Raw genomic sequence first — 14,493 nt, forward strand, 5'->3', positions numbered from 1 at the left:
CTAGGGCTTGATCCGAATCTGGCCCGGCGACCACAACCCGCTGCGGGTCGCGGTGCCCAGATCCAGCTGCGCGGCAGGGGCGTCCACCAGCGTGTCGAACTTGCGCAGCGAGCCCCAGTCCCGGGCCCAGTCGCGCGACAGGTAGGTGGCCATCACGTGGGCGCGCAGCAGCAGGTCGGAGATGCCGAGCAGGCCGCCGTTGACACCGTCCTCCCAGGTGTCGGTGTCCAGCTTCTTGGCGTTGTAGTCCGGCGTGATGCGGAACTTCGGGATTTCGGTAACGCCGTTGACGTGCAGCATCGGCTGCTGGCAGGGGAAGGCCAGCCCGACGGCCCAGTCCAATAGCACCGGTTGCGCCGAGCCGACGTACTCCTGCAGCGAGCGCAACTCGGGCACCCGCGGCGGAGTCACCGCGATCCAGTCCTCCGGGGTCAGGGACAGGTCCTCGGCGATCAAACGCACGGCGGTCGCATCGGCGGGGATCTTGTCGCGAGCGAAGCGCAGGTTGCGCCACGCCTTGGGCTGCTCGCCGTACAGGTCGTCGGGGATGAGCCGCCCGGCCGGCACCAGGTCGCCACCGGGCCCAGGCTTGCCGTATTCGAGCACCACGGTCTGCCCGGTGGTGAACCCGTGCAACACGCTGATGCCCGCGATCTTGCCGGCGGCGGTCACCACCACCAGCGGATGCCCGGCGTCGGCCTTGGGCAGCTGATACCACGCCGACGCGAGCTTGCTCTGCTGCTGCGCGTCGGCGGTGTAGGTGCCGGCCAGCGGAACCCGCGCTGGGTCAAGCTGGTAGGGGAGCGGCACCGTGGACCCGTTGACGCCCTGCGTCGTCAGCTTCGTCGCCGCGTCCCAGTCGTAGTCGGTGCCGGGCTGGTTGGGCTTCATCACAATCGCCTCGGCGACCGTGTGTTCGGGCACCCCGTTGGGGCTGAAGCCGACCGGATTGACCCCACCCAGCGGTCCGAGCGGACCGTAATTGCCGGGCAGTGCCGGCATGAAGCCGGCGTTGGTGTCCGGTTCGACCAGGACGTCGTCGGCCAGGCCGCATCCTCCGGCGAACGCGCGCAGGTTGGACCAGCCATTGGAGTAGGTGGGGTACTGCCGCACGATCCCGATCCCCATCGACGCGATGAACACCAGGGCCATGAAGCCGGACGCCACAGCCACTGGCGCCCTCGTCAGCGCGCGCGCCAACCGGCCCTCGCCGTGGTTGCGCGACGCGAAGTGCAGCCACATCGCGTAGAGCGCGACGATGGCGAACAAGATGAAAAATATTGTGCTGACGGTGATTCCGGCGAGTTTCGGCATGGTGCTGTTGAACGGCACCCCGTAGCTGGAGACATACCACCAGCCGTTGGTGGTGGCGAAGCACAACGCCAGCAGGAACAGCAGCGCCGCCAGGAACGTCATCCGGTTGCGCGACCACCGCAGTACCGACGGCGACACCAAGACCGTCGTCAGCGCCGCCATCGCCGCCCCGACCGCGGCGAACAAGCCGAAGTGGTGCACCCACTTGGTGGGGGTGAACATCAGGAAGAACATCGTGCCGAAGATGACACCCATCAGTCGCCATGCCGGCCCGCGCGCCACACCGGGAATTCGCTTGCGCCGCAACATGATAAACACCGCCGTGAATAGGCACAACGCGGTGATCAGGAAGCCGAACCGGCGCGACAGCGAACCGTCGACGGTCGGCAGGATCAGGTAGTAGTAGCGCAGGTTCTCGGTGTACCACGACTGGCTGGGCCCGATCGCGGCGCGAATCCGGATGGCTTCCAACACCGTTGACAGCGTCTGGTTGGCGAACACCACGGTGAGGATGACAAAACCGGCGGCCAGCATCGGGGCCACCAGCGGCCAGGTCCCGACCAGGCGATGCCGTTTGACCAGAATTCGCAGGATCGGGCGGCCGCCGGCCACCAGCGCGGCGACCGCGATCAGACCGGTGGGCTGCACGCCCAGGGTGAACGCTGCGGTGACGGCCGCCAGCGCCGCCGGCGTCAGTCGGCTGTAGCGCATCGAGCGCTCGATCAGTACGTAGGTGACCAGCGAACCGAGCGCGATGATCGGTTCGGGACGTAGCCCGTTGTTGAACGGCATCCACGCGGTGAGCAGGACCAGGCCGGCCGCCCAGTTGGCGGCTTTGCTGCCGGTCACCGCCGGGCCGAGTCGGGGCAGCACTTCTCGCGACAGCAGCAACCAACACAGCAACCCGGCGATCAGGTCGGGCACCCGCATCCACAGGCTGGAGTCGCTAATGTGGGTCATCAGCGCGAGCAGGTTGTAGTACCAGCCGAACGGATCCTCGGGGCTACCGAACCAGCGGAAATAGTTGGACATGTAGCCCGCACGGTCGGCGACGCGGGCCATGCCCAGGATGTAGCCGTCGTCGGACGAGTTCGCCCCGATCACCCACCAGAGCACAAACGCGACGATCACCGCGGTGTCGGCCAGCGTAAATGTACGCCAGTTTGCCGGAAGCAGGCGGCGCAGCCGTTTGCCATCCAACTGGTCCAGGCGCCAGAGCGCGATCAGCGAGACGATAGTGGCGACGATCGCCACCACCATGGCAAACAGCTTGAGCGTCGTCGGGGTGGTGGAAAAGCGGGTGTCGATGGTTGCCGAGAGCTGCAGTCCCGGGGGCGCGGGACCGGTCAGGTCGGTGAACACCCCGACGATCTGCGGGCGCAGGTTCGGGTCGGGGAAGCCGCTGCGCAGCGGCGCACCCGCCGGATCTTTCAGCCCGACAAACGTGGCGAAGGTGCCGGCCAGGGTGGACGTGACCTCGATGCGTTCACACTGCGGGGAGGTGACCTGGTCTCGTGGCACGGACAGGATCACCACGTTGCGGTCGGTGACATCCACCCGTTGGGCGCTGACGACGACGAACAGCGCGTTGAGGTTGGCGTCCTTGCCCTGCTTGGGTGCCGTGCCGAGCACCACGCCGCCCGCGGGCGACATGTCCCGCACCACACTGCACGGCACGGCGGCGGTGAAGTCGACGGGCGTCAGCGAAATCAACGGTGCCGTAACGCTATTCAACTGCCCATTCTGCGGCCAGTTCAGCATGGCGGTGCTCTGCACGACCGGCAGCAGGGGTGTGGCGACCGACAGGACGAAGCCGATCAGCCCGGCGACCGTGGCCACCCAGCGCGTCAGCCGCACGTCACGGCCCGCATCGTGTTCGACGCTCATGGAAGCGCCCTGATCGGTCCCTGCCGGCCCCAGCCGGGCACGGTGATCACGCCCTGCTGGACCACGGCCTCCGGCGCCTGATCGGCGGGCACCAGGCGGTAGTACTGCTCGACCGAGCCCCAGTCGCGGTACCAGTCGCCGCGCAGATACGTGGGGATCGTCGACGTCCGCAGGAGCGCCTGGGTGAACAGGAAGGGCCCGCCGGTAGGGCCTGCCTGCCACAGGTTCGACGACACCGCGGTCTGTTTGTGGTCGGGCAGGAGGCGGTACTGCGGAAGCTCGGCCACGCCAAGGTGTTCCGAGAACGGCCGCTGGCACGGGAAGTTGGCGGCGGTCGCCACGTCCATCAGCACCGGAGTCCGGGATCCGATCAGCTGCTGCAGCGTTTGCAACACCGGCACCCGCGGCGGGGTGAACGCAAACCACTGCTCGGAACTCAGGTTCGGGTCATAGGCGACGATGCGCGCCACGTTGGCTTCCGGCGGCGCCCACGTCAGCGGGAACCGCAGGTTGCGCCACGCCGGGTCCGGCCCGATGTCGATCGGGAACATCAGCCCGAGCGGCTGGGTGGTGCCATCGGGCCGGGCCACGCCCCATTGCAGCCGAAGCGATTGGCCGTAGGTGAAGTTGCCGTCCTCCTTGTAGGACCAGATTGCGCCAGCCGCGGACACCACCACCAGCGGCCGGTCCGGGCTGCGTGGCGGCAGCTGGTACCACGCCGAAGTGGCCGTGGCGGCCAGCGAGTTCTCGCCGTAGCTGCCCATCACCGGGGTGCGCGCCGGGTCAAGCCCAAACGGCAGCGGCACGTGCGACCCGTTCACCCCCGGGGGGCCCTTGGGGCCACCGGCGGTGCCCGCGGAGTCAGTGATGGCAGCGTTGGGCTTGTTGGGCGACGCGTCGGAGTTGACCACGCCGGGCTTGCTCACGACGGGGTCGGATTTGAGGTCCTCGCCCACGCCGTCGGGTTTGAAGCCGACCGGCCCGACGCCGCCGAGCGGTCCGTCGGGTCCGAAGGTCTGCCCCGGAACCGGTTGCAGGAAGCCGACATTGGGGTCGGGTTCGGCCAGCACGTCGTCGGCCATCGCACAACTGTTAGGCGACAGTCCGGATTCGATCGCCGCCAGGTTGGCCTTGGTGATGGTGTAGAGCGGGTAGCGGAATACGGCGCCCTTGGCCAGTGAGCCGACTTCGCCCAGCACCATGATCACCGCGACCACCAGCAGCGGTGTGGAGGCCAGGAAGCGGTTGCGCCGGTTGTCCTTGACCTCGGTGTGCCCCGCGTAGTCCATCCGGAAGTGGTACCAGGCGGTCAGCAGGCCGGTGAGGATCGACAGCGTCAGGAACATGGTGGTCACCGGGTGGCTGGCGATGACGGGCTGGATGTCGTACCAGGGGACCCCGTAGTTGGCTACGTAGAACCAGCCGTTGATCCCGGAGGTCGCCACCGCCAGCACGAACAGCAAGGCGGTGATGTACAGCGTCAGGTTGCGGCGGCTGTGCAGGCCGATGCGGGCGAGGGTGAAGGCGGTCACGGCGCCCAGGGCGCCCGCCAGCCCGGCGAAGACGCCGAACTGCACGGCCCACTTCGTCGGGGTGAACGTCAGCAGCAGCAGACCGACGGCCGTGGTGCCGATCAACCGCCACGCCGGCCCGCTGGCCAGCCCCGGGACGCGGCCACGCCGCAGCAGCACCACCAGCATTCCGAACAGGCACAGCAGCATCACCAGGGCTCCGAAGCGCCGCGCCATCGAGCCCTCGGCATTGCTTTCGACCGTGAGGAAGTAGTAGCGCAGCCAGTCCTGGTACCACGCGATCGTCGGACCCACCGTGTACTTGATGCGGGCCGACTCGGCGACCGTGGCCAGCGTCTGGCTGCGGAACACCACCACGGTGATCAGCGACAACGACGCCCCCAGGACCGCCAGCGGGGCCAGCAGCCCGTCCGTCGCGCGACGGCGGCGGATCGTAAGGGCGATCGCGCGGGCCCCGGTCAGCAGGGCGGCGACCGCGATCAGGCCCTGCGGTGCCAGCGTGGCCGTGAGCGACGCGGCGATGATCGCGACCGCCGCCGGTGCGAGCCGGCGCAGGGCGATCGAGCGTTCCACCAGGATCCAGGTGGCCAGCACGCCGAAAGCGATCAGCGGCTCGGGCCGCAGACCGTTGTTGAACGGCAACCAGGCGGCCAGGAACACCGCGCCCGCGGTGTAGACGGCCACCCGATTGGACGCCAGGCCGCCCCTGCCCGGCCCGAGCCGGCGCAAAATGAAACGGCTGATCAGCAGCCAGCAGCCGATCCCGGCCAGCGTCGCCGGCAGCCGCATCCACACGCCTGCCGTGCTCACCGACGCCAGCTGGGCCAGCACCCCGGCGTACCAGTCGAATGGCGCGTCCGTCGTGCCGAAGTAGCGGTAGTAGTTGGCCACATAGCCCGCGTGCGGCGCCACGCGGGCTATGACCAGGTTGTAGCCGTCGTCGGACGAGGTTGCGCCGATGACATGCCAGAGCAATAACGTCGCGATCACCCCGGCGTCGGCGATCCAGGTGGTGAGGCCGGCGCGCCACCACGTGGTCCCCCAAAGCCGGTGCTCACGCGGGCGGTACCGGGACAGCCACGCGATCGGGGAGCGCCAGTCACGCAGCGTGTCTCCGCCGCGGCTCTGCCGGTCCAGCGCGCCCAACGCGATGATTGAGATCAACACCGCCAGCGCGCCGAGCACCAGCACGATCTTCTTGGCGGTGGTGGGCGCCGTGACGAACCGGGTGTCGATGTCGACGCGCGCCGACAACCCCGGCTGCGCGGCGACCTTCAGGTCCGTGAAAATGCCGCCCACCTGGGGTTTCTTCTCGCCGGGCAGGACTTTCGTGGCACCGGGAATGCCGACGAAATCCGCGCCCGCGACCGCGGCGTCGGCCCAGATGTGCAGCACCTTGCAGGCGTCGGTGGCCACCGCCGTCCGGGGCGCCGCCGCGGCCACGGTGTCGCGGAAGGCGACCACGATCGTGTCCTTGTCGGCGCGCACGAACAGCCCGTACTTGCCGGTGTTGAAGCCGTTGGTCGGCAGGGTGGATAGCACCAGGCCGCCGCTGGCCGGCAGGGTCGCCATCGCCGAACAGGGGATAGAGATGTCCAGGGCTCGCGGCGCCCCGGAAACCAGCGGGGCGGTGACCTGGGTTACCTTGCCGTCCGCGGTGGTGCCCTGCGGCCACAGGATGGTCGCGGTGGTCTGCCGCACCGGCAGCAGCGGAACCATGAGGCATAACAGCAGGCCGGTGATTCCCGCGCCGACGGCCACCAGCCGTGCGATCCGATGGGATCGCGCTTCACCGTCGTGGGACACGAGGGTCGATCGTAAGCGACGCGGCTTAGCGCGGTGAGGATGCAGGGCCGCTGAGCGGGCCTGAGGCGCAGGAAGACGAACCGAGCCTGCGGTCAGGGCGTGGTTCCGCGCCCGCGACACGATCTGGGCGCAGACTCGGTGCCGCCAGCGCAGACTCGGCGGCCGTGGTCACAATATTGTTCTGGGGATGAGCTGAGGAATAGTCGATATCCCGGAAGGCTGGCAGCGCGATGCGGAACGCACCCCTCGAGTTTGGTGTTCTCGGGCCGCTGCAGCTGCTCGTCAACGGCGCCTCGGTGCCGTTGGGGGCAGCCAAGCAGCGGGCGGTGTTGGCCGTGCTGGTGATCAACCGCAACCGGCCGGTATCCGTCGACTCGTTGACGGACGCGGTGTGGGATGGGTTCCCCGTTCCGGCGGCGCGCACAAGCATCCAATCCCACGTGTCCAACCTGCGCCGACTGTTGCGTACCGCCGGTGTCGACCCGTATCAGGTACTGGCCAGCGCGCCGCCGGGATACCGGCTCAGCGTCCCCGACACCGACTGCGATCTGGGTCGCTTCCTCACCGAGAAAGCCGTTGGCGTCCAGGCCGCCGCGGCCGGGCGATTCGAAGAGGCCAGCAGTCATCTGTCTGGGGCGCTGGCCCAATGGCGGGGACCCGTGCTGGACGATCTGCGTGACTTCACGTTCGTCGAGACATTCGCCGCCAAGCTGTTGGAAGACAAAGTGGCCGCCCACACCGCTCGCGCCGAGGCCGAGATCGCATGCGGCCGGGCCGAAGCCGTGATAGGCGAGCTCGAGGCGCTTACCGCGGAACACCCCTACCGCGAGCCGCTGTGGGCGCAGCTGATCACGGCCTACTACGTCACCGAGCGTCAATCCGACGCGCTAGGCGCCTATCGGCGGCTGAAGATGGCCCTGGCCGAGGGGCTCGGCATCGACCCCGGTCCGACGGTGAGCACCTTGCACGAGCGGATCCTGCGCCAGGAACCGTTGGGCACCAGAGGATCCGCGCTGGCCACCCACAAGCAAAGCGTCTTCAGGACCGAGCCGGAGATCCCAGAGATACCCGCGGCCAGCGAGTCCGTGGTGGCCCGCCTGCGCGACAAGACGGGACGCCAATATCGGCTCAACGGCGCGTCCACCCGGATCGGGCGCCTCGACGACAACGACATCGTTCTCGTCGACAACGATGTCAGCCGGTATCACGCCGTAATCATCGACACCGGAAGCGGTTTCGTGATCACCGATCTTCGGTCGACCAACGGCGTCGAGGTGCGAGGCCAGCAGATTCGCCACACGTCCCCGCTGGCCGACGGCGACCACATCCGCATGGGCAACCACGAGTTCACCTTCGAAATCCGTTCAGGGTGAGGCTATTTCGCTAACCGGGTGGCCAGGATCGGGTGGCCGGGACCGGCGAGGTCTGCGAGCGCCGCGGGCCGGCCGGCCATCGCCATCAGCAGGGCTTCGCCGGGGCCGGTTACCTCGGGGCCGCTGCCGTGTGCCCAGTCGAGGTCGGTGGCGCGCAGCCGTAGGCCCTTGATCCATTTGCGCGCTCCCAGCCGCGGGTTGTTCGGCACCAGATCGAGCACGCGCCGAAGTCGGTCGGCGGGCACGGTGCGGGGTTGCTGCAGCGTGCGCCGAATGTCCTGGTGGTGGATCGTCCCGTCGACGAGTGCGATCATGCCCCCGAAGCCCGCGGTCAGACCCGTGGGGCTGAGGTGGTCATCGAGGAACTCGAGCAGCTGCTGCGGGCTCAGCGCCGCGAACTCGTCGACACCCACCTGGTTGGCCCGCACCACCAGGCCCTTGGCGAATCGCTTGATCAGCCCGACGACCCCGAGTTCCTCGTAGCTGACTATATGCGCGACAACATCTTTGACGGTCCAGCCGATGCAGAGGCTCGGGGTTTCCCACTGCTCCGGGGTTAGGGTGGCCAGGAACGCCGCGAGGTCGGTCCGCTCGGCGCGGGCCATCTCCATCAAAGTCGCGGACATCGGGCATCCCCTTCGCTTACGCCGACCAGCTGCGTGTACTACCCAACATTGTCTGAACAGGCGCGCAAGAATTGCGCAAGAATTTCGCGAAAAAGCGGCAAGTGGTCCGCGCCACCCTCATGTTGTCGGGGACTGAACCGACACCGCAAAGGGAGGAATCGCGACATGAATGCCACGTCAAAGAAGGTGTCGAAGCTACGCATCGGGGCTGGTGTCTTGCTGGGCACCGTCGCATTGTCACTGCTCGCGTCGCTCGTGCCGGCCACCGCATCAGCGGACCCGTGGGACCCGGCCAGTGGGCCGCTGCACCCGGTTCGCCACTACGCCGGTGACGTTCTGCACCCGATCTGGTCGATCACCCATCCCCTGCGGGCTTTGGTCCCGTAACCCCAAATACCTGCTGCCCCGTTTCCGGATTGCTGGGGAGGTCGACCGGAAGCGGGGCGGTACGGAGCACAAGGACGCAGCCATGAAGACCCCTCACCCTCTTAAGCGGATCGCCTTCGGGGCGGTCCTGGCCGGCGGTGTCGCGGTGGCCGGACTTGGTTTGGCCGCGGGTACCGCCGACGCCAACACCAGGGGCCCTTACCAGTGGTGCCCAGGCCAGCACCTGCCGGAGTCCGACGTCGGATGGGACATGAACGTATGTCACACCTGGTACTGGGTCGACTACGGGTTCCAGGCCAATCGCGGTCATTTCGTCTATGAGGGTGACAGCCCGCCGCCGAATCTGGGCTGCATTCCCGGCCTCTGCCTGCCCGGCCTGTAGGAGCCCTAGTGCCTGAGCGGCGCAGGGTTCCAAAGGCCGCTGCGCGTCACGCTGCCGAGCTGGAGCAGTGCGGGCTGGGCGTCGGGGTAGTAAGGCGTGAACCGCTGCAACCCTCCCCAGTCACGGAACCAGTCGTCCTTCAGGTAGCTGGCGACGGTGGTGGCGCGCACCAGCAATTCGGTGACGCCCAGCGGGCCCCCGCCGTTGTTGTCCATTACCGGGGAGTTGGCCTCGGCGCCGAACCGGTCCGGCAGGATGCGCCACTTCGGTGTTTCGTCCACGCCGTTTTGATGGCCGAACGGTCGCTGGCACGGGAACGCCAGACCCACCGACCAGTCCAGGAAGACCGGGTCCTGGGAGCCCACGACGTCCTGCAGGGTGCGCAGCTGTGGAATCCGCGGCGGCGTAACCGCGATCCAGTGCTGTGGCGCCAGGTCCTGGTCGTCGGCGACCAGGCGGACCTGGGTGGCACTGTCTGGGATCTGCGACAGCGGCGCCCGCAGGTTGCGCCACGCCGGCACCGCTCCGACATCAGCGAATTGCATTGAGCCGCTCGGCTTTCCGGAGGCCGCTTCCTGATCGGTGGCCCACTGCAGCTGCACCTCACGGGGGTCGAACCGGCCGGCCGCGCTGACCACCAGCAACGGTCCCGCCTTCGCTCGTTGATCCGCCGGAGGCAGCCGGTACCAGCCCGAACGCAGCGTGGCGGGCACCTGTATACCGGATCGCCAGCTGCCCAGCACGGGCGTGCGCGCCGGATCCAGGGAATAGGGCAACATGGCACGCGATCCGTTGATGCCCGGCGCGACGGTGGTGCCGCCCTCGGTGCCGGCCTCGCCACCCTTGATCTGCCCGTCGTCGTTGATGAAGTTGCGGTCACCCGGGCGTTCCATCACCGGGTCAGCAGAGACGTCGGCGGGAATACCGTTGGCCGTGAAGGCTTCCGACAGGCCCGCTCCCAGCGCGTCGGCCACCGACGCGCTCACCGGCGGCAGCATGCCGGCGTTGGGATCCTGCTCGACCAGGATGTCCTGGGCCAGTCCGCAGTTCTTGCCCGTGAGTGCCTGCAGGTTCGACCGGCCCACCGACCACGCGGGGTACTGGGTGACCATCCCCTGAGTCAGTGACACCACCTCGAAGACCACCAACAGCCAAGCAGCAATGGCCAACGGGGACTGAGTGATTCGTGACAGACGCGCCCCACGCCGGGTTTTTGGCGGACCGTTGTCGGTGGCCACGAAGTGGAACCACGCCGCCAGTAGCAGCACCAGGACCGTGAGTTCGAGCAGTGCGGTGGTCAGCGACCAGCGCCATTTCGGGAATGAATTCGACCACGGCACACCGAAGTTGGACACATACCACCAGCCGTTGACGCTGGCGAATGAGAGAGCCATCACGAAGAGCACCAGTGCGGCGAACACGGTTCGGTTGCGTCGGGAGCGCATCGCGGTACCGCTGACCGCGACGGCGGCCAACGCGCCCAGCGATCCGGCCAGCCCGGCGAACACCCCGAAATGGTGTGTCCACTTGGTGGGGGTGAACATCATCGCGAGGAACGAGATGATGGTGATGCCGACGATGCGTCGGCTCGGACCGGCGGCGGTGCCTGGAATACGCCCCTTTCGCAACGACATTGCCACGGTTACCCCGAGCGCGACGAACAGCGCCAGCATGGCGAAGCGACGGGCCACCGACCCGTCGGGACTGGCCATGAACAACCGCTCGTAGCGGATGTGTTCGTCGAACCACTTGAGGCTGGGCCCGACGGCGCGCTTGAGGACGCTGGCCTGGTATTCGCCCGCCAGTGTCTGGTCGCGGAAGATCAGGATCCCGGTGACGGTGGCCGCGGCGAGCAGCGGCGCCAGCAGCGGCAGTATGCCGAACCGTTTGGAGCGTCGATGCAGGATGGTCCGCAGCGGGCCGATCGCGACCAGCAGCGCGCCGATGGAGGCGATTCCCGTCGGCCCGGAAAACAGGGTCAGCGCTCCGATGATGCAGGCCGCCGCCACCGGCAGCAGTCTGCTGGTGGCCACGGCGCGCTCCACCGAGCACCAGGTCAGCAGGATGCCCAGGGCGATGATCGGCTCGGGCCTTAGCCCGTTGTCCAGCGGCAGCCAGACCGCCAAAAACATGCCGGCCGCGGTCCAGGCGGCGGCCCGGCTCTTCTTCACGGCATGACCCAGCCGCGGGATGACTTCGCGGCTGATGACCCACCAGCACGTCAGCGCCATCGCCAAAGTGGGCAGCCGCATCCAGGCGCTGGTCGTGGTGACGTGCGCCCACACCGCCAAAAGGTCGTAGTACCAACCGAAGGGCGCCTCGGGCGTGCCGAACCAGCGGTAGTAGTTCGCCATGTAGCCGGCGTGCTCGGACACCCGGGCCATGGTCAGGATGTAGCCATCGTCGGAGGTGTTGGCGCCGACGAAATGCCACCAGACCAGCACGGCGATCACCAGGGCGTCCAGGCCGCCGATCGACCACCACCGTGCCGGCAGGAAGCGCCGGTGCCGGGTGCCGTCGGCGGTGTCCAGGACGTGCAGGGCGATCAGGGCGATCGCGGTCAGCAGCACCCCGAGGATCATCGCGGCCATTTTCAGCGGCGTGGGACTGCTGCTGTAACGGGTATCGACGGTCGCCGAGAAGCTCAGGCCCGGTGGCGCCGGTCCCGACAGATCGGTGAACACGCCGACGATCTGCGGCCGGAAGTCGTAACCGCTCTTCTCACCGCGCAGCGGCGAGCCGGGATGTTCGGCGTTCGGCCCCTGGGTCAGGCCGACGAATTCGGCGGTGACTCTGTCGGCGTGCGCGGTGAAGGTCAACCGCTGGCAGGCGGGGCTGAGGACCTGGCTCAAGGGAGCGGCGACCACCGGAACGTTGCGCACGATCAGCACCAGGTCGTCGTTGACGCGCTGCAGCAACAGCCCGCGATCGATGGCCTTGGGCGCCTGTTTGGGCACCGTGGACAACAGCACCGTCTTGTCGCTGCTCTGCGGTCCGGCCAGGCCGGCGGCGGCCGCACACGGGACGTTGATGGTCAAGTCGGTGGCCACATAGCCGATCAGCGGCGCCTCGACGCTGCCGAAGGCGCCGTTCTGCGGCCAGTTCAGCTGGGCGGTGGTCTGGTTGACCGGCAGCAGCGGGGTGACCAGCGCCAGCGCAGCCCCGAGCAGTCCGGCGATCACAGCGACTATCCGGGCGATCCGGTGGTTAGGGGCCGCGTCGCTCACGGAGGTAGATGGTAGTTCTCCCACGTCAGGTGGGGTGGGAGAGGTATGCGTGGCCATCAACTACCCGCCACGGGTGTGCGGATGGCCAGCACAAACGGGCCGATGGTCTGGACGATGAAATGCGGTTGGGCGAACAACTCGGACTTCAGGTCCACCGTGTAGCGGCGGACATTTGGCTGGTTGGGATAGACGTCCTCGGCCAGCCGCAGGGTGTAAGTGCCGCTCGACCCGCGGCGCATCAGAAACACCGTGGGCGGGGCCCACGGCAGGGTGTCCAGCGCGTGGACGAACTCGTCGGCCGTCTTGAGCTTGGACCATGTCTCAATTTGGGCCGCGCGCTTGTCGAATTGGGCCAGCGGGTTGGCGTAGTGCGACGTCAACCCCTGAAAGCCCCAGTAGGGGTAATACGACAGGAAGCTGTAGTCGGCGGTCAGCACCACGGTTTGATCGGGCGGCTTGCCGGTGACGTGCCGGATGGTGGCGTCGATCGCGGAGTAATACTTCTCCGAGCTGGGCGGGCGTCGGTCCCCGCGTTGGCCATAGCCGTCGGTGTCCGTGTAGGCGATGGTGAGGTCCGGGCGCAGCACGTCGGGGATGTCTTGGCTGAACGCGATCGCGCCGGCCAGGCCGATCGCGCCGGCCACCGGAAGGACGGCCCGGCTCTGGGCGGCCAACGCCCGCGTGCTCTCGATGCAGCCGAACGCCCCCGCGGCGACCAGCAGCACGCTCAGCGTCGGTTGCAGTCGAAACGAGAGCAGCGTGATGCGCGCGAGCGTGGCCAGCATCGACAACAGTGACCACAGGTAGATGGCCAGCACGCCGGTGGCCAGGGCCCCCGCGCGCACCGAGGTGCGGGCGCGCACTATCAACCACAGCGTGCCCGCCATGCAGATCGCGCCCAGCAGCGAGAACTTCAGCATCGGGAAGGTCAGCTCGGCGCCGTCGGCCGGCAGGTAGTGATAGGCGCTGCCGGTGTTGCTGACGGGGTCATGAGCCGCCCGCAACAGGAACGGCAGCAGGGTGGGCGCGGCGATGGACGCCGCGATGACGCCCACGACGGCCAGCCGGCGCAGCGGGTCCATCGCGGCCTTGATGCCCGAGCTCCGCCAGCGCGATACGGCCACCGCCAGGGCCATCAGCGTGACGGTCAGAGCGCTGTAGGCCAGCAGCAGGTTGTACCAGGTGGCCGTGCAGCCCAGGAATATGCCGGCCCCGGCCACCGCGCCCCAGCCCCGGGCTGGTGGCTCGCCACCGGGTGGTGCCCCCAATTCGCGGGCACCCGCGCGCAGGCCCGACCACGTCAACACCAGCACGGGCGGCAGTAGCACCGTGATGATCGCGGCGTAGGGCTCCGGGGAACTGTAGGCCAACGTCACCGCCGCGGTCGTGGTGGTGACGATCAGCGCGTACTCGTAGCGGATCATCCGCCACCACAACACCAGCGCGACCGCGACCGCGATCGTGATCGAGGTGATGGCCCAGGGCTTATAGGCCTCCCAGGCGGGGGCCCCGGTCAGCGCCGCGATCCGTCCGCCGATCCAGAACCAGCCCGGCGGGTAGAACGACGGCAGCCCGAGGTAGGTCATGTCGTGCAAGGCCGGACTATCGGTGAGCCGGGTCAGGTATTCGGTGCGGAACTGCTGGTCCACGGAGATGCCGAACAAGTAGAGCTTGGTGGCTCCCAGCGGCATGCCCAGCGTCACCACGCAGAACGCTGACACGAACACCAACCCGCCGAGCTGGGCCAGGCGCGCGAACCGGCGCCGCGCCCAGCCGGCGCCGATCAGCCCGGCCAGGCAGCCGACTTGGCCGACGGTGGTCAGCGCGTGCAGCTGATTGGACGACGGGAAGGCCGGCCACTGCACCCTGGAGATGGCGATCAGTGAGGCTACCGATACCGCGACCGCGATCAGGGCGGCCAGTGCCATCTGGCCGAGGGTGGCCAGCACATTGCGCATG

General features: G+C 68.1%; 8 protein-coding genes. 3 read left to right on the forward strand and 5 right to left on the reverse strand.

All coding sequences use genetic code 11. From position 1 onward, the window contains the following. A complete protein-coding gene (gene embB, locus JO236_RS02870; RefSeq protein ID WP_293324464.1) occupies positions 1-3,201 on the reverse strand; it encodes an arabinosyltransferase EmbB in 3,201 nt (1,066 codons plus the stop codon). Continuing rightward, positions 3,198-6,539 (reverse strand): arabinosyltransferase domain-containing protein, encoded by a 3,342-nt coding sequence (locus JO236_RS02875; protein WP_293324466.1) that lies wholly within the window; start codon positions 6,537-6,539, stop codon positions 3,198-3,200. Before JO236_RS02875 ends, embB begins: the two co-directional genes overlap by 4 nt. Positions 6,540-6,769: 230 nt before the next feature. Here JO236_RS02875 and JO236_RS02880 point away from each other — a divergent pair, with 230 nt between their 5' ends. Further along, positions 6,770-7,912: a BTAD domain-containing putative transcriptional regulator gene (locus JO236_RS02880; protein ID WP_293324469.1), complete on the forward strand. Its 1,143-nt coding sequence runs from the start codon at positions 6,770-6,772 to the stop codon at positions 7,910-7,912. Positions 7,913-7,914: 2 nt separating this feature from the next. Here JO236_RS02880 and JO236_RS02885 read toward each other — a convergent pair whose 3' ends face one another. Further along, positions 7,915-8,538, reverse strand: a complete 624-nt coding sequence (locus JO236_RS02885; protein WP_293324472.1) for a maleylpyruvate isomerase family mycothiol-dependent enzyme — start codon at positions 8,536-8,538, stop codon at positions 7,915-7,917. Positions 8,539-8,703: 165 nt separating this feature from the next. Between JO236_RS02885 and JO236_RS02890 the strand changes: the two genes are divergently transcribed. Beyond that, positions 8,704-8,925 (forward strand): hypothetical protein, encoded by a 222-nt coding sequence (locus tag JO236_RS02890; RefSeq protein WP_293324474.1) that lies wholly within the window; start codon positions 8,704-8,706, stop codon positions 8,923-8,925. Positions 8,926-9,007: 82 nt separating this feature from the next. Continuing rightward, positions 9,008-9,307, forward strand: coding sequence for a hypothetical protein (locus tag JO236_RS02895; protein WP_293324476.1), 300 nt, complete (start codon positions 9,008-9,010; stop codon positions 9,305-9,307). Positions 9,308-9,312: 5 nt separating this feature from the next. Here the strand turns inward: JO236_RS02895 and JO236_RS02900 are convergent, their stop codons facing one another. Beyond that, entirely contained in the window at positions 9,313-12,591 is a 3,279-nt protein-coding gene (locus tag JO236_RS02900) for an arabinosyltransferase domain-containing protein (protein WP_293324478.1), read from the reverse strand. Continuing rightward, the gene (locus tag JO236_RS02905; RefSeq protein WP_293324481.1) at positions 12,591-14,492 is read right to left on the reverse strand and encodes a galactan 5-O-arabinofuranosyltransferase; all 1,902 of its coding nucleotides are present in this window, start codon (positions 14,490-14,492) and stop codon (positions 12,591-12,593) included. The genes JO236_RS02900 and JO236_RS02905 overlap by 1 nt, the downstream gene beginning before the upstream one ends. Position 14,493 lies beyond the last annotated feature (1 nt).

Source organism: Mycobacterium sp., assembly GCF_019247635.1.
Taxonomy (GTDB): domain Bacteria; phylum Actinomycetota; class Actinomycetes; order Mycobacteriales; family Mycobacteriaceae; genus Mycobacterium.

Excerpts from the sequence above, each read along its gene's own strand:
- embB (WP_293324464.1), bottom strand. The coding sequence starts at position 3,201 with ATGAGCGTCGAACACGATGCGGGCCGTGACGTGCGGCTGACGCGCTGG.
- JO236_RS02880 (WP_293324469.1), top strand. The coding sequence starts at position 6,770 with ATGCGGAACGCACCCCTCGAGTTTGGTGTTCTCGGGCCGCTGCAGCTG.
- JO236_RS02885 (WP_293324472.1), bottom strand. The coding sequence starts at position 8,538 with ATGTCCGCGACTTTGATGGAGATGGCCCGCGCCGAGCGGACCGACCTC.
- JO236_RS02890 (WP_293324474.1), top strand. The coding sequence starts at position 8,704 with ATGAATGCCACGTCAAAGAAGGTGTCGAAGCTACGCATCGGGGCTGGT.
- JO236_RS02895 (WP_293324476.1), top strand. The coding sequence starts at position 9,008 with ATGAAGACCCCTCACCCTCTTAAGCGGATCGCCTTCGGGGCGGTCCTG.
- JO236_RS02900 (WP_293324478.1), bottom strand. The coding sequence starts at position 12,591 with ATGGCCACGCATACCTCTCCCACCCCACCTGACGTGGGAGAACTACCA.
- JO236_RS02905 (WP_293324481.1), bottom strand. The coding sequence starts at position 14,492 with ATGCGCAATGTGCTGGCCACCCTCGGCCAGATGGCACTGGCCGCCCTG.